Below are 24,369 nucleotides of genomic sequence, written 5' to 3' on the forward strand. Positions count from 1 at the left end.
ATCGTCCTTCCATCGTTAGTGAACCGTGTCAGCTTTATCTTCTGAACCCAATTATCGCTGGAGTCGTGACAACTACTCTGAATTCGCCCGTACCCTCGATATCTGGCGCACCGTTTTGACCTTTTCGTGGATGATCTGGTTAGATGGTAAAAAATGGAGCTATATCGGCGGCAAAACTGAAGCTAAGGTTAAAAAACGCACTAGAAGACGAGCGATCTGGCTGCGTGAATCCATGCTTCAACTGGGCCCCACATTTATTAAAGTTGGGCAGTTGCTTTCCACCCGCGCCGATATTTTGCCAACGGAGTCCGTTGAGGAGCTATCCAAATTACAGGACAAAGTTCCCGCCTTCACTGCCGAAAAGGCTAAACAAATTGTTGAGGCAGATTTAGGCAAACCCATTGATCAAATGTTTGGCTACTTTGATCCCATTCCCCTCGCGGCGGCAAGTCTGGGGCAAGTCCATAAAGCCCAACTGCATACGGGGGAAGAAATCGTCGTCAAAGTACAACGTCCGGGATTATTAAAACTATTTGCGATCGATTTGGGGATTCTCAAAAAAATTGCTCAGTATTTTCAAAATCATCCTAAATATGGCAGGGGACGTGACTGGGTTGGCATTTATGAAGAATGCAGCAAAATTCTGTATGAAGAAGCGGATTATTTAAAAGAAGGTAAGAATGCGGACACCTTTCGGCGAAACTTTCGGGGCGATCGCCGCATTATGGTTCCGCGAGTCTATTGGCGCTATGCTTCGCGCCGAGTACTGACTTTGGAATATATGCCGGGGATTAAGGTCAGTAACTATGAAGCCCTTGAAGCCGCAGGGATCGATCGCAAAATTATTGCGCGTATCGGAGCAGAGGCATATCTCGAACAGTTACTAAATCATGGCTTTTTCCATGCCGATCCTCACCCCGGAAATTTGGCGGTAACAGGTAAGGGTGAATTAATTTTTTATGATTTCGGGATGATGGGGCAGATCCAATCCATCACCCGTGATAAATTGCTTCGCACCTTCTTTGGTATTGCCAAAAAAGATGCAGAGGCCGTGGTGAACTCCCTGATCGAGCTAGGTGCTTTAGAGGTCAAAGGCGATACGGGTCCCATCAGACGATCGGTGCAATATATGCTCGATAACTTCATGGGTCAACCAATGGATAAGCAATCCGTAGCATCTATTAGTGATGATTTATACGATATTGCTTATGACCAACCATTTCGGTTTCCCGCCACCTTTACCTTTGTGATGAGAGCGCTTTCGACGCTGGAAGGTTTAGGCAAAGGACTAGATCCTAATTTTAATTTTATGGAAGTCGCAAAACCCTACGCAACTAATCTTATGGAAAATGGCAGTACTAAAGAGTCAGGCAGTTTATCCACTGCTTTTCTGGGTGAGCTAGGCAGACAAGCGGCTCAGGTTAGTAATACGGCGATCGCTTTACCCCGCCGCATTGATGACACTCTTGCTAAGCTCGATCGTGGGGACATTCGCGTCAGGATTAAATCCCAAGAAACCGATCGCCTATTACGCAGGCTCAGTAACGTCGGTATCGGGGCAATTTATGCCCTTTTGGGTGCAACCTGCCTCATTTGCGCCACAATGCTATTAATTAATGGCTGGCAAATCCCCGCAGTTATGGCGGCGATTACCGCCATAATTTTTGTATTAGTTTTATTGCGATTATTATCACGAATAGATCGTCCTGAACGATAAACCCTAATAGAGTTGTGGCGCGAAGCGCCACAACTCTATGGGGACATTGTAGGATGGGTTCGCGATCACCTACCCCATCATCTCTACCAAATTGATGGGCTACTGATGCATCCTACATTTAGTTAAGCCTTCCTACTTAAATTGAAGTTTGGTGATAGTTTATGGATATTGTTATAGTTTTAGTCTCTGAAGGTTAAACTATAGATTGCTGTAGCAGAACTGGTCAATTCAATACGTCGAGCCAAACCACCTAACATGAAGCGTCTATTTGCGGGAGCTACCGATACTGGCTGTGTCAGATCAGCCAATCAAGATTCTTACCATATCGATCCTGAGGGACGATTTTTTGTAGTTGCGGATGGAATGGGAGGACACGCAGGAGGTGAGGTGGCAAGTCAAATTGCTGTCGATTCAATTCGCGCTTGTCTAGAGTCTCTTTGGGATGTTGAGACTGATGTGCCGAAGTTGATGCAAGATGCGATCGACAAAGCTAATCAAGCCATTATTAACGATCAAATGTCTAATCCTGTGCGATCAGACATGGGAACAACGGTTGTTGTATTGGTATTTCGCGACGAACAGCCTTGGTTTTGTCACATTGGCGACTCTCGCTTATATCGTTTGCGCGGAGCTAAGCTAGAACAAATTAGCGATGACCACACATGGATCGCAAGGGCTATTCAAACAGGTGTGGTGAATGCCGATGATGCCAAAAGCCATCCTTGGCGACATATGCTTTTGCAATGTTTAGGGCGCGAAGATCTCAAAGCGACAAGTGCTAAAGAAATCGAATGGCAACCTGGCGATCGCTTTTTGATCTGTAGTGACGGCTTAACCGAGGAACTCAGTGACGATCGCATTGCTCATCAACTCAAGAGTATTCGGAATTGTCAGCAAGCCGCCCAAGCTTTGATTGAATCCGCAAAATTGCGGGGAGGACGCGACAACATTACGGTAGTAATTGTGTCTAACGAATTAAATCCTCAGTCTTAAAGTGGATTACCGCGCTTTGCGCTTTCTTCAAACTCAGAAATATTTTTAAAAGCGTCGCAAAGCACCGCTTTTAAAAATATTTCTGTACTAATTAAACTGTGTGAAGTCCTATGAACAGCATTCGCAGAATAGGCTTTTTAATTTTATTGACTCTTGCCCTAGTCGCAACCGTTAGTATTTCTGATAGTAATTTTTTGGGGAACTCTGAGGCAAAGTCTAGCTTAGTGGAAGAAGCTTGGGGACAAGCTGGCTCGATCGCCTATCAAGCCGCTTCTAAGACTATGCGCTCTAAAAATCCCGAAGGCGTGCCTTTAAATAATGTTCAAAAGCGTTATTTGCGGCGCTATTTCATTGACTATATTGATCGCGTAACCGTTATTTACAATGCCCAAATGATGGATCGTTGGGTACTTGGTAATATTGCCGTGCATTTTGGCAAAGTGGAATCGATCGCACAAACCTATTGCGATCGCGTCTATCTTCGCGATCAATACAAACCTGATGATGTCAAACAGTTAGCCGTATTAGCCCATGAAATGGTGCATGTGCGTCAGTGTGAACAAAATGGCGGTTTAGATCAGTTTGGTTATCAATACTTTGTGGAGTATAAACGCTCCAGTCAAAAGTATGAAAACAACGTGATGGAGCGTGAAGCTTACGATCTCCAAAATAGGTTTATTACTAACAGCCTCTCTTAATAAGTATCTAGACTAAAAGAGATGGCGCACGCGCAGCGTGCGCCATCTCTTTTAGTCTTATAAAATGGCTATGCCATTTTATATTTTGGGATTACAACGCTTTGCAAACAAACCCAAGAGATTTTTTAAAAGCGTTGCAAGGCAACGCTTTTAAAAAATCTCTTGGGTTTGTTTAATCGGAAATTACGGTAAAAGAGAGTTGTGGCGCAAAGCGCCGCAACTCTCTTTGGGGTTCTAAGCTATAGCGTGTAAAATTATTAAGTTATTTCATGCCCATGCTGTTTTGTATACTCGCCCCTTAGCTAATCTCATCGAACAACTGCAACGACTCCCCGGAGTGGGGGCAAAAACGGCTCAGCGCTTATCACTTCACATCATTAAGCGCCCCACCGAAGAGATTGAAGCCCTTGCCCATGCATTATTGCAAGCTAAACAACAGGTTGGTAGTTGCACAATATGCGGACATCTTTCCGCCGAACCAATTTGTGAAATTTGCGCCCATCCCAGTCGTGATAATTCGACTATATGCGTAGTGGCGGACTCTCGCGATCTGATCGCTCTAGAAAAAACGCGCGAGTATCGTGGCAAATATCATGTTCTCGGTGGGTTAATTTCCCCCATGGATGGCATCAGCCCCGATCAGTTAAATATCCAAGGCTTAGTACGTCGCGTTAGTGGAAACAAAGTCAAAGAAGTAATTATGGCGATCGCCCCAAGCGTAGAAGGTGAAACCACCACCTTATATGTGGGGGGATTATTAAAGCCTTTTACAAAAGTTACGCGGATTGCCTTTGGTATTCCGATGGGTGGTGATTTAGAATATGCAGATGAGGTAACACTCGCTAAAGCGATCGAGGGCCGACGCGAATTAGATTTTTAGCTAGTTACAGTGCTTTACGCTCAAAACTAAGTTAAGAAGTTTTGCAAAAATGTTGCTTCGCAACATTTTTGCAAAACTCGATAATTACTGGGAGAGATTGCTCCGAATGGGGCAGTCCCTTAACAAAATCTTGTTGCATATTGTCCCATCATGCAGATAATATTTTGCTGATTCGCAGCGCCAAAATGATGATGCTTGATCCATTAACTAGAAGGAGTCCTATGACAGCTTTATCAGGGTTAATTGGTTCTGGATGCATGATATTTGGGTTGCCTTGCGTTCCTCCAATCATCAGCAGTCCACCACCTAAAGAGCCACAGGCGATCCTTGTCTTAGGAGGCGCGCCCTCCCGCGAGAAATTTGCTGCTCAATTTGCTTTACAACACCCCAGTCTCCCCATCTTTGTGTCTTCGGGAAGTCCCGAGGAATATGCCCAATATGTATTTGATAGTGCAGGAATAAATCGCAGTCGCGTTATTTTAGACTATCGGGCTGTCGATACAGTCACCAACTTCACCGTGATGGTGAAGGAGTTGCAGAGCCGCAAAATTACGGATGTCTATGTGCTGACTTCTGATTTCCATATGCCTCGCGCCCTTGTCATTGGCAAAATCGTTTTGGGCAGTCGTGGCATTGAGATGCATCCTGTGACGATTCCATCAAAAATTCAATCGGAAAATCCTGCTAAGTCTTTACGTGATGGCTTGCGATCGGTTTTCTGGCTAGTTACAGGTTCATAATCAAAGACTTAATCAAAAAATAATCGCGGCGCTTTGCGCCGCGATTATTTTTTGATTAAGTCAAGAATGTTAGGACAAAAACTTGCATTGCTATATTTTCAAAAAAATTTCAAATTTTGTTGATCGAAAATGACCATCGGTGTTATCTTAATAAAGCGCTAAAAAAAGCGCCGAGCCGGGATAGCTCAGTTGGTAGAGCAGTGGACTGAAAATCCACGTGTCACGAGTTCAAATCTCGTTCCTGGCATCATTTTAAAAAGAGTTCGCTAAGCGAACTCTTTTTTGTTATGTCACATAGCCTCGGTCACTTGCATTAAAACCCAAGGATTAGCGTTGCGGCGCGAAGCGCCGCAACGCTAATCCTTGGGTGGGAAGGAAGTAACAAGAATGGCAAAAATATAGCAATACTTACATTGCTATATTTTTGGGCTTGGTTTGATCGCCAATCACTGTAATTGGTATAAGATCCCAAAAGCTAAGTCATGACGTAATTGATTGGAGATATAGCCTTGAAAGGAATTTTGATTAGCTTTGGCATTATGGCAGTTGCTGTACTGGTCATTGTAGTTGCTCAAATTACAGGTGGACAGCCAGCAGTTGCTAGTAGTGGAGCGCCTTCAACGGGTGCGCCAAACCAAACAGAAGTAAAAGTAGCAGCAGCCCCTTTAATTAGTATGAGTGATTCTGAAGTCAAAGAAACTGGCACTGGTCTTAAATACCAAGTGATCACGTCTGGTACAGGTGCTACACCTAAAAAGGGTGACACGGTAATTGTGCATTATACGGGTACGCTCGAAGATGGCAGCAAGTTCGATAGTTCTCGCGATCGCAATAGTCCTTTTTCCTTCAAGCTTGGCGTTGGTCAAGTCATTAAGGGATGGGATGAAGGTTTGAGCTTGATGCGTGTTGGCGATCGCTACACCTTGATTATTCCGCCTGATCTGGGTTATGGCGCTCGTGGAGCAGGTGGGGTGATTCCTCCTAATGCGACCTTGATTTTTGATGTAGAGCTATTGCGTATTTCTTAATCGAAAGCTTTGCGAGAGAGTTACGGCAATGCCGCAACTCTCTTTGTTTTTTAATTCACGAAAGTGGGACAACACTTTTGTGAAGTCTTAAAAAAAATCCAGTAATGATTTTAAAAGTACAAAATGTCTACGACATTTTGTACTTTTAAAATTACGTGCTTTTGTTAAACACCTCAAGGGTTTGCCTACTAAATTGGCGCAAATTTTCGGCTCCATCATCCATGGGCAAGGTATCACCAAAAAATTGCCAATTATCTACCGTCGAAAATCGCCAACGCTCGCCTTTGTAGTCATGTCCGCTCGCTTCCATACCGATCGCACGCATATCTCCATCCACAGGATCTTCATAGAGTCTTATTTGAAAGAGAATGGATCGGACTTTAAGTCGCCAACTTACCCCCGGAAAGTGGAAGCCCACATCAATTGAGTCAGGATCAAGTAATTTGCGCGTATCTGAATTATTAATCCAAGGTTTTAAATCAGATCGCGCCGCAGGATAAATTTCTTTAAACAAATTGACAATCGTGGCAATTTTAGTCGCTATTTCGACATTTCTAGCTTGTTCGGCAGCATTCACGGGCAGTACCCTCACACAAAACCTACAAAACAAAGCCTTCTCAGCTTTTGGTAGCTGATTCTAGCATCTACCTACAATAGACGTGTTAAGTAGCGATCGCTGTAGCGATTGTTATAGTAATAAAACACAAAAATAAAGGCGGCGCATTGCGCCGCCTTTATTTTTAATACTTGATTGGTGCGAGATCTGGAGTATCCGCAAAGTTTTCTAAAACTGTGGAATCAAAACTTAAACGGTCAAGTAGCTTTGCGAATTCTTTGCAACATTCTGCCGAGTTTCGTAAGATTTGTTCTTGAGAGAATTTAATAATAATCCACCCAGAATCAACCAAATATCTCTCTGCAAGGTCATTTCGCATAATTATTGCCGCATTGTCTGAAGGGAAACTAATTTCGATCGCAATGTGCAAATTCAACTCAGGATCGATATAAGCCAATGCAGGAGACCAATCATAATCAATGCTGGGAATATATAGCTTTAAGCCTTGATAGAGCGTTCCCGATAGGTATTGCTGAAGAGTAATTCCAAAATAGTAAATAACGCCTTCGATCGCTTCTGCGTCACTCGGCTTGGCATTACCAAAGGGATTACTAGCTTCACGTAGGGCGATCGCATTTTCGGCGGGAGGCAGCTTTTCAAAAAAACTCTTAAACTGCTCATGGCGAAATGCTTGTATTCTCTCTGGTGCGTGAAGAATCGCCAACTCTCTTTGGTACTTAATTTCGTCGTGAGAATAGGCTTCTAGCTTGGCTAAATAGCGTTGAAAAGTATCTTGATGCTTTTTGTAGCGTCTTTTATAGGATTGGAACTGATATCTAATTCTAAAAATAATAGATATTGTGCCAACTATAAGCAAAATTATTCCTAATTCCTTAGCAATCAAAGTAACTAAAGCCACTACAATGACCAGCCCAATAGTCAGAAATAGCGCCTCCTGTATATGGATTGGCTTAGGCTGGCGATAGGAAGGAACACTAGGGAGTTCAATGTTAAAATCAGGCGCAACAGGTCTGGACTGAGCGATTCGCTGTACTTCGGGGGGGATAAGGATAACAGGAAACTGACGCATTGATAAGTGGCCTGAAGGTTCTATTGAATGAAGTTTTTATAGTGATTTTACAGTGCTTTATCAACTTTTTAGCTAAGTAATCAAGAAGGTGTGTGTGGTATCCCTTCTTGATTACTTGGCTAAAATCCAAGATATTTTTTGAAAGTCTTGCTTAGCAAGACTTTCAAAAAATATCTTGGGATTGGTTTAATTACTTAATTGCCTTACAGCAATAGAAATTAGGCGGATTCTAAGCCGGGAATTGAGCGATATAGCTGAACATATTTTTCGGCGGAGGCTTGCCAACTAAAGTTACTGTTCATGCCGCGTTGTTGTAATAACTTCCACGCATCCGTATAGCGGTAGCTTTCCCATGCTCTCACCATGCAGGTATACATATCCAATGGCTCGTAGCGATCGAAGCTAAAGCCTGTACCTAATTGGTTGATCGGATCGTGGAAAGAAACTGTATCGACTAAACCGCCAGTACGACGCACAATGGGTACGGAACCATAGCGCAAAGAAATTAGCTGACTGATGCCGCAAGGCTCGAAGCGACTAGGCATTAAAAAGGCATCCGTACCCGCATAAACTCGATGGGATAGTGCCGAGTTAAATAAAATCTGGGCAGACATACGACCAGGGTAACGAGCCGCGATTTGCCATAGTTGCGATTCGTAGTAGCGATCGCCTGTTCCTAAGACCACAAACTGCGCGTCGGTATAAGCCATATAGCGCTCTAGGATTTGGAGGAGCAAATCGATTCCCTTCTGCTCTACCAAGCGTCCCACCATCCCGATGAGAAAGGTATCAGGACTTACCACTAAACCTAATTCTTTTTGTAGAGCAATTTTGTTGGCGATGCGATCTTCAAGGGTGTCTACGGAATAGTTTTGGACTAAAGCAGGATCAGTGGCTGGATCTTCCGCTTCCAGATCGATCCCGTTCAAAATGCCCCAAGGTTTGAGGAATGATAGCAAGCTCTCTAATCCTTCGCCATAGGCTGATGTGCAGATCTGCTGAGCATAGGTGGGCGAGACGGTATTAACGCGATCGGCATATTTGATCCCTGCTGCCATCGTGTTATGAGCATCCATATACCAAGGAGTCCAAGTGATTTTATCTAAAAACCATTTCCAAGGACCTTGATAGGCAAGATTATGAATTGTAAAAACAGTACCAACGTCTGATACTTGGTGCATCCACACAGGAATCATCCCTGTATGCCAATCATGGCAATGAATTAAATTCGGTTTCCAATAGTTCCACGAGAATTCAGCGACAGCATTGGCAAACATCGTGAACCGCCAATCTTCGTCTTCGCCACCGTAGATGCGTGAGGGAATAAATGAACCATGCCCCACAAGGTAGAGGGGGACATCTGTTCCTGGTAAAACTGTCTGAAAGATATCAAATTCCTGAAACATGGCATAGCCTTTCCAGATCCATTCAGGATTTTCTTTCAGTTTGTCTGGAATCACACCGTAGTAAGGCATGATGATCCGCACGTCATGTCCCATCTTCTTGAGAATTGGTGGGAGTGCGCCTACCACATCTGCCATACCGCCAACTTTGGCGAGAGGAGCAACTTCAGCCGCCGCAAATAAAATTTTCATTCGTTGATCATTACTCGTATTTCAGGCTATCTACAGCGCTTTGCGCTCAAACTCAAATCAAGGGATTTTTTGAAAGTGTTGCTTCGTAACACTTTCAAAAAATCGCTGGTCGGTTGTTTGATCCATAAGTGCTGTAATTATTTTCAGGCATAGAGCGATCGCTACAGCAGTAATTTTTATGTAGTAACAAAACTAAAAAGAGGGTTGCAGTGCAAAGCACTACAACCCTCTTTTTAGTTTTGTGGCTAAGAAAACAAACAAAAGGATGCCCATGCATCCTTTTGTTTGTTTATTCAACTGCTACCGCCTCTTCTTGAACAGTCTCTTGGCTAGTCTCATTATCATGAGGTAGCTCTAGACAATAGCCTGCACCATAAACAGTCTTAATGTATTTAGGATGACGGGGATCGGGTTCTAGCTTGGTGCGAAGGTGGCGAATATGGACGCGAATGGTTTCAATATCATCATCAGGCTCATAACCCCAGACTTCTTTGAGGATTTCGCTAGGTGATACGGTCTGACCATGTCGTTGCAATAGACAATGCAGTAGCTCAAATTCTAAATGCGTAAGCTTGACAGTTTTATTAAACCAAATTGCTTCAAAACGTTCAGGAACAAGGGTTAGAGAACCAAAAATTAAAATTTCTCCATGTTTTGCTGTGTCAATTATGCGGTTAGTGCGCCGCAATAAAGCACGTACCCTTGCGAGCATTTCCTCAAGCTCAAAGGGCTTAGTCAGATAGTCATCAGCACCTGCGTTAAAACCCTCAACCTTGTCTTGGGTTTGTCCCATTGCGGTGAGCATCATTACAGGAATTTCTCTAGTCCGTTCGTCGCGGCGTAATCTTTGGCAAACTGTAAAACCATCAACCCTTGGCAGCATCAGATCAAGGATGATCATGTCGGGCATTAACTGAATGGCAAGAGCTTGTCCTTTAATGCCATCGCTTGCTTGAGTGACTTGATAACCAGCATGTTCAAGGTTTAGCGTAACCATTTCAGAGATTATTGGATCATCATCGATCAATAGCAGCCTAGGCATCATCAGTCAAAGTTCCATCTATAAACGATTGGATTAATAGAGTGTGTTGAATAATATATCCTATAGCAATTTTTCCTACAGATAGCTCTCAAATACTAGAGGTGAAGAGAAAAGCTTGGCTCTATATCCGTTATCTAGACTTTGTGGCGATCGCTAAGAAATTTCTGGCTAAAGGAATAGTAGGTACAGATTATCAGCTATTTAGCGTCATCTATATGCTGATATAGGTTGACGATCGCTAAAACAACCTTACTCTGTCTTCAACTCTTACAACATTACTCATACAATATATGAAGATATGTAAAAATTGATATAAAATCTGGTTTATTCGCATGAGCCTTCCAACTACTTCTGTCACCGAACTTTTTGCACCAGTCAAGGATGACTTGCGTACTCTCACGGATAACCTGAAGCAGTTGGTTGGGGCAAGACATCCAATTCTTTATGCCGCCGCCGAGCATTTGTTTGAGGCAAAAGGCAAAAGTATGCGCCCAGCTTTGGTACTGCTAGCTTCACGGGCGACAATGAGCGATCGCGATATCACCTCTCGCCATCGCCGTCTCGCCGAAATTACAGAAATGATCCATACAGCGAGCTTAGTGCATGATGATGTCATTGACTCGGCTGAACTCAGACGGGGGATGCCTACTGTTAACAATAGTTTTGGTAATCGCATCGCAGTGCTTGCTGGGGATTTCCTCTTTGCCCAAGCTTCTTGGTATCTTGCCAATTTAGATCACCTTGAAGTGGTGAAGTTGCTTTCTAAGGTAATTACCGACTTTGCTGAGGGAGAAATTCGTCAAAGCCTCACAGCCTTTGATAGCAGTTTGACTCTAGAGGATTATTTAGAGAAGAGTTTTTATAAGACGGCTTCTTTGATGGCAGGTAGTGCCAAGGCGGCAGGTGTCCTCAGTGGGGTGAGCCAAGTACAGGCGGAGCAGCTATTTAACTTTGGCAAGCATTTTGGGATCGCCTTTCAGGTGGTCGATGATATTCTCGATTTCACCAGTTCCACGGAGACTTTGGGCAAACCCGCAGGCTCTGACCTCAAGCAAGGTAATTTAACGGCTCCTGTATTATTTGCTTTAGAAGAATATCCTCAATTGCGCGGCTTGATTGAGCGTGAATTTAGTGAAGAAGGGGATTTAGATAAGGCGCTAGAACTCGTTTATAGTAGCGAGGGAATTTCGCGATCGCGTGAACTGGCGAAGAGTCATGTCAAGTCGGCGCTAACGGCGATCGAGTGGCTACCATCTTCGGCTCCTAAGCAATCTCTTATTGGGTTAACTAACTACGTTCTTGATCGCTTGTATTAAGGTAAGGAGGAGGGCGTAAAGCGCCACCCTCCCATCAATAATTAGGAGTGCGCTGCGAAGCCGCGCACTCCTAATTATTGGTGCGATCGCTAGGATGGGGAAATGCCATTGACCTTGTTGGCTAGATATTTATCAGGTTCATTGGGATCGAAAACCGCACTGTCGAAAAATACTTCTACTCCTCGCGAAGTAGCAATTGGAATATTTGTATCAGGAACCCCAATCGCCTTTGCCGCATTTTTCCAAAGATCCTCACGGTTGACCGCATCGATAGTTTCTTTTATTTCTTTCATATTCGTTAATAGCCCCCATCGTCGATATTCGGTCAGGAACCAGAGGTCATGGCTTTTATAGGGATAAGACACAGAAATTCCATCATTTGACCAATATTTGATGGGATATTGCTGAAAGCGATCGCCTTTACTTTCACTTTTGTTTTCATTTTTACTTTCACTTTTATTTTTAGGCTTAAATTGCCTTGGACTATTTTTGAATAATTGCGAAAACATTTGCAGGGGTTGGGAAATTAAGTTTCGACTATTGCTAAAACTCAAGGCTAGCAAAGTATTTAGCTCCTTCGCATTATTGGGATCATCACACCAAATTTGCGCCTCCATAATTCCTTGAATAAGCGCCTGTGTGGCAATGGGATATTTATCCACCCAATCCGCACGCATTGCTAGCACTTCCCCTGGGTGATTATGCCAAATCTCGGCAGTAGCGATCGCGGGATAGGCTAACTTTGTTTCGGAGAGCTTAAGCGTATGCCAGCTATCGAGACAGAGCAAATCTGCTTTATTCTGTTTGATTTGAGGTATCAGTTCATCAAAGGGAATTTCTAGAATGTCAATATTTAGTTTTGGAATAATACTCATGGATGCTAGCCAATAGCGTAGCCAGAGATCGTAGTTACTCCCAAATTCGGCGATCGCGCAATTCATCGGGCTACCAAATAGCTTTGCTACATTCTGAAATGGAGTAAAAGGAGCGCGTTGGACTTGAATTCCAAAGGGGCGTAATCTTTGGGAAACGACAATATAGCCGCCATGCGTATGGAGTCGCATCAAGGTATACATCGCAGTTTTGCGGTTATAGCGTTTGATCAAGCCTTCATTGAGAAGTTCAGGCAAAGGACTATAGAAATGTCCGCCATCGATGCCATCATTCTCACTCCCTAATTCTGTGCGATCGCTAATTTCTTGCCAAGATGCAAAAGGCACTAACTCCACATTAGTCATCCCATATTTAGCAAAGAGTTTCTGGTTCTGAGCGACTAATAAAGGTGCAACTTCAATAGAAGGAATAATTCCCAAACGGACAGATTGCACTTCGGGAATATCGGAAGCTCCTCCGTAGAGATCATTAGGAAATGGCTGAATAGCTGGAGGTTTTGAGGCGCAGTTACTCAGCACTACTGAGCTAGCCGCAACTCCTAAGGTTGTTAAAAATTTTCTTCGAGAAAGTTGATTCATACAATTGCTCAATTCAAGGTTTTGAGAAAGGGAAAAGCTACCTTCTCAAAACCTTGAAATTATTTTGCTAAAAATGAATGCACTAGCTCTAGGATACGCTGACTCGATTGACCATCGCCAAAAGGGTTGGCAATATTTGCCATTTGCTCATAGGCTTGGCGATCGCCTAATAACTTAGAGGCGGCTGCCACAATATCCTCGCTTTCTGTGCCGACCAGCTTACTTGTACCTGCGGTAACCGCTTCAGGGCGCTCCGTAGTAGTTCGCAAGACTAACACAGGTTTACCAAGACTCGGAGCCTCCTCTTGCAATCCGCCCGAATCACTCATGATCAGATAACAACGTTGCATCGCGCCGACCAGCTGTTCATAGTCCAATGGTTCAATTAAAAAAATGCGCGGATGATTGCCTAGGGTTGTTTTTAAAGGCTCTCGCACCACAGGATTAAGATGCATCGGTAACACCAACGCCACATCAGGGAAATCCGCCAAGATCTTTAACCAAGCTTGCATAATCTGCTCTAACGGTTGTCCCCAATTTTCGCGACGATGCACCGTGGCAAGGATAACCCGATGGCTTGCCCAATCTAAGCCCTGAATTTCGCATTGAGGCGATCGCCCTGACACATAGAGCAAAGCATCAATTACCGTATTTCCTGTATTGTGAATTCCTATTTTCACTCCCGATGTTTGCAAATTCGCTACAGAGGCCCCTGTAGGCGCAAAATGGAGTTGGGCGATTTGGGAAACTAGGCGGCGATTGGCTTCTTCAGGAAAAGGATTGAAGAGATTGTCTGTCCGCAATCCTGCTTCGACATGACCGATAGGAATTTGCTGATAAAAGGCAGCTAAAGCGGCGGCAAAGGCGGTGGTCGTATCGCCTTGGACTAACACCATATCAGGTTTAATTTCTTTATAGAGATTCTCTAATCCCACTAAGCTATTGCAGGTAATCTCCGTGAGAGTTTGCTTTGGCTTCATGATCTCTAGGTCATAATCCGCCTTAAGTTTAAATAATTGCATCACCTGCTCTACCATCTCGCGATGCTGCCCCGTTGAGACTACGGAAGTTTTAAATAAAGGGCTATTTTGGAAAGTGTGAATTACAGGTGCTAGTTTAATTGCCTCGGGGCGAGTGCCTAGGGTAATACAGACATGAAATTGGTTTGGCAAAATAATCTCTCTTAGAAATAGTTAATCTGGCAAATTATACCAATGTAGCCACATCCAGCGCTTTGCGCTCCCACCCAAAGCCCAATAAATTTTTTGAAAGTCTTACTCTGTAACACTTTCAAAAAATTTATTGAGATTTGTCCAATCAGAAATTTCTATGAATGAACGTTTTATCGAGTATAAGAGTCTAAAGCCTTTAGCTATTAACATAACTTCTATGCAATCAGAGAAACAGCTAGAACCCAAGGAAGTAAATACAACTGAGGACTTATCCATTTCCTCTGATGAACTTGATATTCCTCCAAAATCATTTATAGGACGTTGGTGGAAACCTGTGGCGATCGTTTTAGTCTTAGCGGCACTGGGTGGCGGCGGCTACTATGCCTACACCCAAATGACCGCACCCGCCATTAATCAAGGAAGTCGTAAGCGCGATCGTTTGATTACGGTTAAGCGCGTCGATCTGCCAATTATTGTCACCGCAAACGGAACTATTCAGCCTGAGAAGTCGATCAACGTTAGCCCTAAAAGTTCGGGAAGACTCAAGAGCTTATTGGTGAAAGAAGGGCAAAGCGTAACTGCGGGGCAGATTCTTGCCTATATGGATGAGTCGAATACTCTGGGGCAAATTACGCAGGCGGATGGTCAGTTAGCCTCCGCCCAAGCAAGTTTAGAATTATTAAAAGCGGGAAATCGTTCTCAAGATATTGCCCAAGCTCGAGCAAACCTCAACAATGCTTTGGCGACGCTGGAACAATCAGAGATTGTCTATCGCCAAAATCAACAGCTTTACAAAGAAGGGGCGATCGCCTCACGGGATCTCGATAGTGCGAGAACCACGACGGAAGCCAATAGTGCGAGGGTAAACCAAGCGAGAGAAGCCTTATCTTTGCAACAGGCGGGAGCGCGTCCTGAAGAAATAGATCGTGCCGAGGCGCAAGTTGTAGCCGCCGCAGGTTCGCTGCAATCGGTGCAATCGCAATTGGAGGATACGATTATTCGCGCTCCCTTTGATGGCGTGGTGGTGAGAAAATATGCAGACCCCGGAGCCTTCGTGACTCCGACGACTTCAGGCAGTTCGGTGAGTTCGGCAACCGCTTCTTCGATTTTGGCTCTAGCGAGTAACAATCAAGTTGTGGCAAATGTGGCGGAGTCGAATATTGCTCAGATAGCGATCGGGCAGGAGGTGTCTCTCCAAGTTGATGCCTATCCTAATAAAAAATTCCGTGGTCGGGTCGTTTCCATTTCTCCACAGGCGATCGTGAACCAGAATGTAACTAGCTTTGAAGTTAAAGCCGAAATTACTTCTCAGGACAAGAAAATGTTGCGATCGGGGATGAATGCGAGTTTGGAATTTAAAGCAGGGCAACTCAAAGATATTTTAGTTGTGCCGACAGTGGGGATCGTCAGACAGCAGGGTAGTACAGGTGTTTACGTTAAAACCGATCAGAGTGAAACTCCTGTATTTACTCCCATTGAAACAGGTGTCACCGTTGATGACAAAACGGAAGTTAAGTCTGGCTTAACTGGTAACGAAAAGATATATGTATCTTTTCCTGAAGGATCTCGCCCCCGCTCTAATCCTAGCGGAATTCCGGGGCTATCGCCTTCGCCGCAGAGAAGTAGAGGTTGAGGAACAGCAATCATCAGAGAGTCGCTCAAAAGCTATGCAATTATCGAAGTCTCAACCGAAAACACCGATCGCTAAATCACGGATTAAAGTCGCCAAGGTTCCCTTTGCCGAAATCCTGACGATGGCGGCGGAATCTCTATGGAATAATCGTTTACGAACGGCTCTAACCATGCTGGGCGTAATTATTGGTATCGCAGCCGTAATTGCGATTACATCTGTAGGGCAAGGGATTCAAAAGGCTACAGAAACTCAGCTACAAGCCCTTGGCACAAATTCGATTAATGTCCTCACAGGTTCAGCGCGGATAGGTGGGATTAATCAGGGAGGTGGATCTGCTTCTGCTTTAACCTTAGAGGATGCTCAAGCTGTGGCAAAAGCACCTGCGGTTAAGCTAGTATCTCCTTATTTGCAGCGAACCCGTCAAGTAGCCTATGGAGGTCAAAACACTTCTACATCTGTAATTGGAACAGATATTAATTATTCTCCAATTCGCAATACTTTCCCAAATGAGGGAAGATATTTCGAGCAGGCAGACATTGATAATGCGAAGTCAGTGATCGTTCTTGGGGCAAAGGTTCGCTCTGATTTGTTTGGAGGAGAAAATGCTCTAGGTGAAAGAGTTAGGATTCAGGGAGAACAATATCAAGTAATTGGAGTGATGGAACCGAAGGGTTCGGCTGGAGGTTTCGATCAGGACGATCGCGTATATATTCCTTTAAAAAATATGTCAGCTCGACAGGTTGGTAATAATGCTTTGCAAGGGATTTCCGTAAGTGGTTTTTGGGTACAAGCTCTTGATGAATCAGAAATCGAAGCGGCTCAATTCCAATTAACTAATCTCTTACGTCTGCGCCACAAGATTTACCCACCTCAGCCCGATGACTTTCGGATTGTCAATCAAACGGATATTGTCAGTGCCTTTACAAATATTGTCGGATTGCTAACTCTCATGGTCGGCGCGATCGCCGCTATATCCCTAATCGTTGGCGGGATCGGCATCGCCAATATCATGCTAGTTTCTGTGGTCGAGCGTACTCGCGAAATCGGGGTACGCAAAGCTCTAGGAGCAACGCGAGCCGCGATTCTCAATCAGTTTCTGACTGAGGCTATTTTAGTTTCAGGGCTGGGGGGAATAGTGGGGATTGGCTTAGGAGTAGCGATCGCCTATGGATCAGCAACAATTTTTCAATTTCCTTTTCTGATATCAATTTGGGCAGTTTTGGCTGGTTTCGGCTTATCGATGATTGTGGGACTAGTGGCCGGGGTAATTCCCGCCCGTAGTGCTGCCAAGCTCGATCCTATTCAAGCCCTTAGAAGTGATTAGCAAAATTATTTTCGGTTTCGATGCTTCGCATCGAAACCGAAAATTAGTGAGAAATATTATGATTCGTTTAGAAAATATCCGCAAAGCCTACCGACTCGGTGAAGTTGATGTTCCCGTTCTCAAAGGGATAGATCTCGAAATTCAGTCAGGAGAATATGCCGCAATCATGGGGATGTCAGGCTCAGGCAAATCCACCCTTATGAATATCATCGGCTGCCTCGATCGCCCGACTAAAGGGAAATATTATCTCGAAGATCGAGAGTTAACCACCTATAACGATGATGAACTCGCCTATATTCGCAATCGTCGCATTGGATTTGTATTTCAGCAATTTAATCTACTATCGCGTTCCACGGCGATTGAGAATGTGATGTTGCCGATGATTTATTCTAATATTCCCAAAGAGAAGCGTTGTCGTCTTGCCACTGAAGCCTTAACGAAAGTGGGACTTGGCGATCGCATGGCTAATCGTCCTAATCAACTATCAGGTGGACAACAGCAACGGGTCGCGATCGCTCGCGCCTTAGCCAATCGACCTGCCTTAATTCTTGCCGATGAGCCAACGGGAGCCTTAGACACGCAAACATCCCATGAGGTGATGAATTTGCTGGCTGACTTAAATGAGCAAGGGATTACGATTGTGTTAGTAACTCACGAGCCAGATGTCGCTGAAAGAACTCGCCGCATTATTCGTATTCAAGATGGGTTAATCTGCTCGACTTAAGAAACCATTTAAGAATTGTCTAGATCCCCCCAGCCCTCCTTAAAAAGGCGTTAATATACTTGACACACTTTACAAATTCTTACCCCCCTCAGTCCCCCCTTGGAAGGGGGGAAGTCTGAGTTCTCCCCCTTCCAAGGGGGAGTTAGAGGGGGTTCTAGATATTTGGTGTGTCAAGTATATGAACGCCCTTAAAAAGGGGGGAGAATTAAATTCTTCCCCCTTTTTAAGGGGGATTGAGGGGGATCTCTTAAGGCTTTCAATCATTTGATTGGAAAGTGCAATAAAGTCCAGAGAGGAAGGCGGCGCGAAGCACCGCCTTCCTCTTTGGACTTTATTGCGAAGGGCTAACTATACCTTTGATTAATAAATCTCTAGCGGCTTCAGCACTCAGAGGTTTAGAAAATAAATAACCCTGACAGAAATCACAATTTAGTTCGCAAATTTGATCTAGTTGCTCTTGCGTTTCCACACCTTCCGCGATCGTACACATATCAAGACTCTTAGCTAAAGCAATAATCGCTCTAATAATTTCCACATTCTTCCCATGCTTCCCAATTCTCATAATAAAAGAACGATCTATTTTTAGATGGTCGATGGGTAGGCGATGAAGATAACTAAGCGAAGAGTAACCTGTGCCAAAGTCATCAATACTTAATTGAATATGACGCTCTTGTAACTGCTCAATGATCCTGCCTGCAAACCCCGCATTTTCCATAATGTCACTTTCCGTAATCTCCAGCCTTAAGCACTGCCCATCAATATTTGTTTCCAGCAAAATTAGATCGATCTGCTCTAGCAAATTAAAACTCATGAAGTGTTTCACCGAGAGATTAACACTCATGGTTAGAGATAGTTCGCAAATTCCCTCATTTTGCCAACTTCTCAACTGCTGACAAGCTTGGCGTAACACAAATAAATCGATCGCTGTTACTAACCCCGTCTCCTCAGCGATCGGAATAAAATTATTGGGAGTGATGATTCCTTTCAGGGGTTGATTCCATCGAACTAAAGCTTCAAAGGAAGTGATTTTGTTAGTTTTTAATTCCACTATTGGTTGGAAATAAGTGATTAGCTCATTGCGTTCTATGGCTTGCCTGAGTTCTGACTCTAGCTGAAAATTGCTAAAAGCCCGTCGATGCATAGTTGGCTCAAACAATTGATAACAAGCCTTGCCATTTGCCTTGGCGCGATACATGGCAGTATCAGCATCCCGCAAAATATGCTCAGGTTGTTTGTATATTTCATTGCCCATGACAATGCCAATACTGACATTCGTAAATACTTGATAGACCCCTATTTGAAAGGGAGTCGCTAGTTCCCGATGAATATCATTGGCGATTTTAGTTGCTTCTTCGGGCGCATGGATATCTTGGAGCAAGATCGTAAACTCATCGCCGCCGAGCCGACAAAGGGTAGTGCCGGGGCGAAGGCATAACTCAATGCGCCTTGCAATTAGCACCAATAGTTGATCGCCTACTAAATGCCCCAAGGAATCATTGACAGACTGAAAGCGATCGCAATCTAAAAATAAAACCGCAAAATGTGAGCCAGTCTGCTGATGTACCTGCTGAAGTAACTGCTCTAAATTCTTCATAAACCAAGTGCGGTTTGGTAGACCTGTGAGGACATCATGCAAAGCTAGATGCAAAAGTCTTTCTTGGACTTGTAAACGCTCGGCGATTTCTTTTTCGAGTTGGGCAGTACGTTGGCGCACACGTAGCTCAAGTTCGGCATTGAGTTTGTTAATTTCTTTTTGAGCTTCACGCAAGCTCAAATGGGTTTGGATACGCGCTAAAACTTCTTCTAGCTGAAAGGGCTTAGTAATATAGTCAACTCCCCCCACACTAAAGGCTTTGACTTTGTCCAACACCTCATCTAAGGCACTCAGAAAAATCACAGGAATATCACAGGTCTGCTCATTTGCCTTGAGGCGCTGGCAGACTTCGTAGCCATCAATATTCGGCATCATGATGTCTAGCAAAATCAGATCGGGCTTAGCGGCTTGGGCTACGGTCATAGCCATTAAGCCGTCGGTTACGCTACGAACTTTATAGCCCTGCTCGGTCAAAGTTGTTGATAGAAACCGCAAGTTATTGGGCGTATCGTCAACTATGAGTATGTCTCCACTGTATTCTCTAGTCATTGGTTAGCCGCACCCATGAAGTTATTACTTAAAGCCCTTTAAATGACTAGTCATTGAATATTTTATTGCGTTTATGGCGATCGCTGCTCTGGTTGATTTATAAAACTGAAAAGATATTTATAGCGCGAAGCGGGGCAAATATCTTTTCAGTTTTCAAGAGCTTGCTGCGTTAAATTCATAAGCTGAGTATAGCAAAAATTATCGACAAGGCTGACTAAAGACTGAATTAAAACAGTGTTATTTATGGGAATTTCCTTGATTAAATCTGCGATTAATTCATTGTCGGCAAGGGTGGCGGCTTGATAAAGTCGAGCATTCCAACTATCGGACATGTGACAGAGATGAGCTTGGAGATTAGATTCTAAGATCGCTAAATCATCACTCTCGTTTTTAGTTCTATCGGTCTCCGTTTCGTATAGATAAATTACCCCTAAATACTCGGCTAATTTATCTAAAATGAGCGACTCCCGAAAAGGTTTACGCACAAAATCATCGCAACCTGCCGATAGAATAATCGCTTTCTCCTCTTCCAAGGCACTGGCTGTGAGGGCAATAATCACCGTAGCCTGTCCCTTGAGATGGGATTTAATCTGGCGGGTGGCTTCATATCCGTCCATAACGGGCATCCGCATATCCATCCAGATTAGGTGTGGTTGCCATTCCTCCCAAATCGCGATCGCTTGAGCGCCATTTTCTGCTTCGCGGACTTGGAAGCCTACAGCTTCTAGCAACTTAACCAATAAGTGCCGACTTTCCCAACGATCTTCTACCACTAGGAGCCGATATTCGGACTGATTAGGAGCTAAACCCATCACATAGCGTTCGGGCGATCGCTCCGCAATCGTACTGCTTGGGGGGATGTGGATAGGCAGGAGGAGCCGAAAAACGCTGCCATTACCTAATTTGCTGGTGACTGTAATTGCACCTCCTAATAATTCGGCAAATTTACGGCTAATTGGTAAGCCCAGCCCTGTACCTTCGGAGGCAAGTTTACCGATATCGGTTTGCTCAAAGGCTTCAAAAATCTTTTCTAAGAGATGAGATGGAATCCCATCACCCGTGTCCGCGATCGCCAATCTTAAAAAGATAGGGGAATCCATAGGAGGAGGCTCGAGATCATTATTGGCTAAGTTTTCTAGGTTGGCTAATTCTAGAAAACTGTCCCTTGGGTCTAAGACTTCCACGGATAAGGTAATGGAACCTACATTGGTAAATTTAATCGCATTGCTAAGTAGATTTATTAAAATCTGTCGTAATTTTCCTTCATCGGTATTAATCCATTGCGGAGTTTCTCGCGATCGCTTAAAGGTTAATTGCAAAGACTTAGAATTAGCTTTAAGCCGAAACATTTTCTCTAGGGTATCGAGTAAATGGTAGAGGTCAAAGCTATTGAGATTTAAGCTGATGCGTCCAGATTCAATTTTGGACATATCTAAAACATCATTAATTAATTCCAGTAAATGTTCGCCACTGTCATAGATAATCCGTAGATAGGATCGGTGGCTATCGCGCAATCCTGTATCCCGCGCCATCAGTTGTGTAAATCCAAGGATGGCATTGAGCGGCGTTCTTAGTTCATGGCTCATATTGGCTAAAAACTGCCCCTTAGCGTGGCTAGCGTCTTCAGCTATTTGTTTTGCTTGCTTGAGTTGTTGTTCAGTTTTTTTGCGATCGCTAATATCCGTGGCGACCCAAATCACCGTATCTTGATCGATTGGCGAAATACTCGCATCCCACCAAAGCAGGTGCTGATCGTTACCTCTACTTGATGGCAAAGCGTATTCGATATGAGAAGTTTGTTGAGTATCTAATACCTTCTGGATATGGGTGGTTAATAGTTCCACATATTCGGGAGGATAAATTTCCGATGGTAATTTGCCAAGTACTTCTTCGGGGATGAGCCAGCTTACTAACTCGCGCCGAGTTTGGGGAATTTTGATAATTCTTCCTAAGCGATCGCGCACTAAGATCACTTCATCCATGGCAGCAAATAGAGCCGTCATTTCCGCATTGGTGGTTTTAAGCTTTTCCTCCGATTGCTTGCGATCAATCCCGATGGCGATCGCATTGGCTACGGATTCGATAATTTGAATATCCATACGAAGATGGGATTGGGAGATTAATAGCATCACGCCAATACCTCTATCTTTTAGCATTAGAGGAAATCCGACGATGGATACAATCCCTTCATTTTGGAGCCATACTTGATCGGCTTCCGTTAACTCATCAAAAATTATTTCTGTGAGGAGTGGTTGGAGACTTCCTTTAATAATCGCCAAGATTTTGTCCGAAGGGATGAGCAAGCGAAGGCGGTTGCTATCGATTTGATTAAACTGACCCGCACTTGCTTGGATCTCTAATGCATCCCCTCGGACATTAATTGTCCAAATATGGGCAAAAGCTACTTGCATATGTCGCCATAGGGATTCCACATAGGATTGAATGACTTCTTCTAAGGTAATCATTTGGGTAGAAGCTGCTCCAATTTCCGCCATCAAGATCGACAGATGGACGCGCTCAAGGAGTTGAGATTCAACTTGTTTGCGATCGCTAATATCAAAAATTGCTCCATCGAGCCAGAGCAATTGGTCGTTGCTGAATACCCCTTGTCCCTTCTCGTACAACCAATGGATATTGCCTTGGGCATCAATAATGCGGAATTCAATAATATAGGGATGGCGGCAAATTAAAGCTTCATCGACAACTCTTTCCACCATCTCCCGATCTTCAGGATGAATGATGCTTGCCCAAGTGCGTTTGGTATTGCCAATAAAGTCTTGAGGTTGATAGCCAGTAATTTCCGTAACGGCTCCGCCTAAAAACTCCATTGTCCAATCGCGATCGCAAGAGCAACGATAGAGAATCCCCGTGAGATTAGAAATTAAACTCCTAAACTTCTCTTGTGAGGTCTGTAAATCTAAAGTACGCTCTTGAATCCGCCGTTCTAAACCCTCATTAGCATTTTCTAATTCTGCAAAGGATTGCTTTAATTGAGTTGCCATTTGATTAAAGGCTTGAGAGAGAAGATCAAGTTCCTTAATCTTAGTGGTGGGGACTTCCCGTTCTAGTTCTCCATTGGCAAGGGCTTGGCTTGCCAAGGTTAGGCGACGCAAGGATTTATTAATATATTGCGTAGTGAAAAGCCCCAAGGCGATCGCACTCCCAAGGGCTAAACAAGTCAACAAAATCGTAGTTTTTCGCTTGACATCGATCTGTTCTGTAAAGTCAGACTCAGGCATAGCTACGGCAATTAGCCAATTAAGCCCCCGTTGATCGCGATAGGGTAATACTTTCAGGAAAACATGTTTCCCTTCCGACCAGAAATTGAGATTCTGCTCAGTGTTTATTTTCTCTAAACTCCCCACCTGTTGTTCTAGATAATTAGCCGCATCTCTAATCATGGGCTGACTGCTATTTTTGACAAGCATTCTAGACTTAGGTGATGATTGATTAGCGATCGCTTGCTCTGGATGAGACTTGGAGCTAGCCACTAATAGCCCTGAGGGTTCAAGGATAAAAGCTTGTCCTGATTTGCCAATCTGTAATTCTTGCAAAAATTGACAAATATTTTCTAAGGAAAAGTCTGCACCTAAAACGCCAATTCGCTCATTCTGGGTGTTGTAGATAGGCAGAGTCGCGGTGATGACTTGATCGGGTAAAGTCGAATCGGGATAAATGGGACTCCAACTAGGTTGATTAGTCTTGATTGCCGATCGATACCAAGGACGTTGTCTTGCGTCATAAAATTCAGGTTTTCGCTTAGTTTCCACCCGATTTCCCTGTTGATCGAGGTTGTAGTAATAGCGCTGAAAGCCATTCATATTCACCGCTAATTGCAGCGATCGCTCTGGACTTTGCCTCTTATCGAGGCGTGTAATTCCGATAAATTCCCCAGCCTTCTCTCCCCCATAATAAATCCAAGATACGCTAGGAAAATTCTGGATCTGTCTCCAAAGATAGGTTTCACTAGCCTGTCCCTGCGGCTTAAAAAAACCCTGCTTCAACGCATCGGCATTAATTTTATTAATTAAATGCGGAGTTTCTAAATAGAATGTTAACTTCTGTTCGATGCGATCGCCGATCTCATCTTGAAGTTGACCGACTAAGTTCGCCACGGTCTCCTGTTCGCTACGCCATGATAGCCAAGCCATCAACCCTGATATACCCACAATCAAGATCACAAATTGGCTAATTAAAATTAATTTCAGGGGATGTTTGCGAGATGGTTGAACCACAGCGATACTCC

At 44.0% G+C, this 24,369-nt stretch carries 19 protein-coding genes and 1 tRNA gene; 12 read left to right on the plus strand and 8 right to left on the minus strand.

Translation table 11 applies throughout. The features are described 5' to 3' along the window. Positions 1-25: 25 nt before the first annotated feature. The 7 genes from H6F42_RS12590 to H6F42_RS12620 all read left to right on the plus strand — a co-directional run bounded on the left by H6F42_RS12590 (position 26) and on the right by H6F42_RS12620 (position 6,056). Entirely contained in the window at positions 26-1,717 is a 1,692-nt protein-coding gene (locus H6F42_RS12590; protein WP_190399709.1) for an AarF/UbiB family protein, read from the plus strand. 255 nt (positions 1,718-1,972) lie between these two features. Continuing rightward, complete coding sequence (locus H6F42_RS12595) at positions 1,973-2,710, plus strand: Stp1/IreP family PP2C-type Ser/Thr phosphatase (protein ID WP_190399710.1); 738 nt, start codon at positions 1,973-1,975, stop codon at positions 2,708-2,710. Between the two features lie 110 nt (positions 2,711-2,820). Further along, a complete protein-coding gene (locus H6F42_RS12600; protein WP_190399711.1) occupies positions 2,821-3,408 on the plus strand; it encodes a DUF4157 domain-containing protein in 588 nt (195 codons plus the stop codon). Positions 3,409-3,691: 283 nt separating this feature from the next. Then, complete coding sequence (recR, locus tag H6F42_RS12605; protein WP_190399712.1) at positions 3,692-4,288, plus strand: recombination mediator RecR; 597 nt, start codon at positions 3,692-3,694, stop codon at positions 4,286-4,288. 221 nt (positions 4,289-4,509) lie between these two features. Further along, positions 4,510-5,028: a YdcF family protein gene (locus H6F42_RS12610; protein WP_242018422.1), complete on the plus strand. Its 519-nt coding sequence runs from the start codon at positions 4,510-4,512 to the stop codon at positions 5,026-5,028. 174 nt (positions 5,029-5,202) lie between these two features. Next, positions 5,203-5,275 (plus strand) — tRNA-Phe (locus tag H6F42_RS12615). Positions 5,276-5,537: 262 nt separating this feature from the next. Further along, entirely contained in the window at positions 5,538-6,056 is a 519-nt protein-coding gene (locus H6F42_RS12620) for an FKBP-type peptidyl-prolyl cis-trans isomerase (RefSeq protein ID WP_190399713.1), read from the plus strand. A gap of 151 nt (positions 6,057-6,207) precedes the next feature. Here H6F42_RS12620 and H6F42_RS12625 read toward each other — a convergent pair whose 3' ends face one another. The 4 genes from H6F42_RS12625 to H6F42_RS12640 form a co-directional block, all read right to left on the minus strand. After that, entirely contained in the window at positions 6,208-6,633 is a 426-nt protein-coding gene (locus H6F42_RS12625; protein ID WP_190399784.1) for a hypothetical protein, read from the minus strand. 163 nt (positions 6,634-6,796) lie between these two features. Further along, complete coding sequence (locus H6F42_RS12630; RefSeq protein ID WP_190399714.1) at positions 6,797-7,702, minus strand: hypothetical protein; 906 nt, start codon at positions 7,700-7,702, stop codon at positions 6,797-6,799. Between the two features lie 218 nt (positions 7,703-7,920). Continuing rightward, the gene (gene glgA, locus H6F42_RS12635) at positions 7,921-9,297 is read right to left on the minus strand and encodes a glycogen synthase GlgA (RefSeq protein WP_190399715.1); all 1,377 of its coding nucleotides are present in this window, start codon (positions 9,295-9,297) and stop codon (positions 7,921-7,923) included. A gap of 289 nt (positions 9,298-9,586) precedes the next feature. Further along, entirely contained in the window at positions 9,587-10,339 is a 753-nt protein-coding gene (locus tag H6F42_RS12640; RefSeq protein WP_190399785.1) for a response regulator transcription factor, read from the minus strand. Between the two features lie 101 nt (positions 10,340-10,440). On the opposite strand from H6F42_RS12640, the gene H6F42_RS22135 reads away from it, so the two are divergent. After that, the gene (locus H6F42_RS22135; RefSeq protein WP_277873861.1) at positions 10,441-10,566 is read left to right on the plus strand and encodes a hypothetical protein; all 126 of its coding nucleotides are present in this window, start codon (positions 10,441-10,443) and stop codon (positions 10,564-10,566) included. A 105-nt stretch (positions 10,567-10,671) separates the two neighbouring features. Continuing rightward, the gene (gene sds / locus H6F42_RS12645) at positions 10,672-11,655 is read left to right on the plus strand and encodes a solanesyl diphosphate synthase (RefSeq protein ID WP_190399716.1); all 984 of its coding nucleotides are present in this window, start codon (positions 10,672-10,674) and stop codon (positions 11,653-11,655) included. An 89-nt stretch (positions 11,656-11,744) separates the two neighbouring features. On the opposite strand, the gene H6F42_RS12650 is transcribed toward sds, so the two are convergent. Both H6F42_RS12650 and wecB read right to left on the minus strand, forming a co-directional pair. After that, positions 11,745-13,127, minus strand: a complete 1,383-nt coding sequence (locus H6F42_RS12650) for a CmpA/NrtA family ABC transporter substrate-binding protein (protein ID WP_190399717.1) — start codon at positions 13,125-13,127, stop codon at positions 11,745-11,747. 59 nt (positions 13,128-13,186) lie between these two features. Then, the gene (wecB, locus tag H6F42_RS12655; protein ID WP_190399786.1) at positions 13,187-14,302 is read right to left on the minus strand and encodes a UDP-N-acetylglucosamine 2-epimerase (non-hydrolyzing); all 1,116 of its coding nucleotides are present in this window, start codon (positions 14,300-14,302) and stop codon (positions 13,187-13,189) included. Positions 14,303-14,456: 154 nt separating this feature from the next. Here wecB and H6F42_RS12660 point away from each other — a divergent pair, with 154 nt between their 5' ends. The 3 genes from H6F42_RS12660 to H6F42_RS12670 all read left to right on the plus strand — a co-directional run bounded on the left by H6F42_RS12660 (position 14,457) and on the right by H6F42_RS12670 (position 17,980). Further along, complete coding sequence (locus tag H6F42_RS12660) at positions 14,457-15,932, plus strand: efflux RND transporter periplasmic adaptor subunit (protein ID WP_242018423.1); 1,476 nt, start codon at positions 14,457-14,459, stop codon at positions 15,930-15,932. A gap of 121 nt (positions 15,933-16,053) precedes the next feature. After that, positions 16,054-17,256: an ABC transporter permease gene (locus H6F42_RS12665; RefSeq protein WP_347272305.1), complete on the plus strand. Its 1,203-nt coding sequence runs from the start codon at positions 16,054-16,056 to the stop codon at positions 17,254-17,256. A 58-nt stretch (positions 17,257-17,314) separates the two neighbouring features. Beyond that, on the plus strand, positions 17,315-17,980 hold the full coding sequence (locus H6F42_RS12670; RefSeq protein ID WP_190399719.1) for an ABC transporter ATP-binding protein: 666 nt from the start codon (positions 17,315-17,317) through the stop codon (positions 17,978-17,980). A gap of 331 nt (positions 17,981-18,311) precedes the next feature. On the opposite strand, the gene H6F42_RS12675 is transcribed toward H6F42_RS12670, so the two are convergent. Next, positions 18,312-20,123 carry a GGDEF domain-containing response regulator gene (locus H6F42_RS12675; protein ID WP_190399720.1) on the minus strand — a complete coding sequence of 604 codons (1,812 nt, stop codon included), beginning with the start codon at positions 20,121-20,123 and terminating at the stop codon, positions 18,312-18,314. A 146-nt stretch (positions 20,124-20,269) separates the two neighbouring features. Further along, positions 20,270-24,358, minus strand: coding sequence for a cache domain-containing protein (locus tag H6F42_RS12680; RefSeq protein ID WP_190399721.1), 4,089 nt, complete (start codon positions 24,356-24,358; stop codon positions 20,270-20,272). Positions 24,359-24,369: the final 11 nt, after the last annotated feature.

Origin of the sequence: Pseudanabaena sp. FACHB-1998, assembly GCF_014696355.1 — a bacterium.
GTDB lineage: Bacteria > Cyanobacteriota > Cyanobacteriia > Pseudanabaenales > Pseudanabaenaceae > Pseudanabaena.

Excerpts from the sequence above, each read along its gene's own strand:
- H6F42_RS12595 (WP_190399710.1), top strand. The coding sequence starts at position 1,973 with ATGAAGCGTCTATTTGCGGGAGCTACCGATACTGGCTGTGTCAGATCA.
- H6F42_RS12600 (WP_190399711.1), top strand. The coding sequence starts at position 2,821 with ATGAACAGCATTCGCAGAATAGGCTTTTTAATTTTATTGACTCTTGCC.
- H6F42_RS12610 (WP_242018422.1), top strand. The coding sequence starts at position 4,510 with ATGACAGCTTTATCAGGGTTAATTGGTTCTGGATGCATGATATTTGGG.
- H6F42_RS12630 (WP_190399714.1), bottom strand. The coding sequence starts at position 7,702 with ATGCGTCAGTTTCCTGTTATCCTTATCCCCCCCGAAGTACAGCGAATC.
- glgA (WP_190399715.1), bottom strand. The coding sequence starts at position 9,297 with ATGAAAATTTTATTTGCGGCGGCTGAAGTTGCTCCTCTCGCCAAAGTT.
- H6F42_RS12640 (WP_190399785.1), bottom strand. The coding sequence starts at position 10,339 with ATGCCTAGGCTGCTATTGATCGATGATGATCCAATAATCTCTGAAATG.
- sds (WP_190399716.1), top strand. The coding sequence starts at position 10,672 with ATGAGCCTTCCAACTACTTCTGTCACCGAACTTTTTGCACCAGTCAAG.
- H6F42_RS12650 (WP_190399717.1), bottom strand. The coding sequence starts at position 13,127 with ATGAATCAACTTTCTCGAAGAAAATTTTTAACAACCTTAGGAGTTGCG.
- H6F42_RS12660 (WP_242018423.1), top strand. The coding sequence starts at position 14,457 with ATGAATGAACGTTTTATCGAGTATAAGAGTCTAAAGCCTTTAGCTATT.
- H6F42_RS12665 (WP_347272305.1), top strand. The coding sequence starts at position 16,054 with ATGGCGGCGGAATCTCTATGGAATAATCGTTTACGAACGGCTCTAACC.
- H6F42_RS12670 (WP_190399719.1), top strand. The coding sequence starts at position 17,315 with ATGATTCGTTTAGAAAATATCCGCAAAGCCTACCGACTCGGTGAAGTT.
- H6F42_RS12675 (WP_190399720.1), bottom strand. The coding sequence starts at position 20,123 with ATGACTAGAGAATACAGTGGAGACATACTCATAGTTGACGATACGCCC.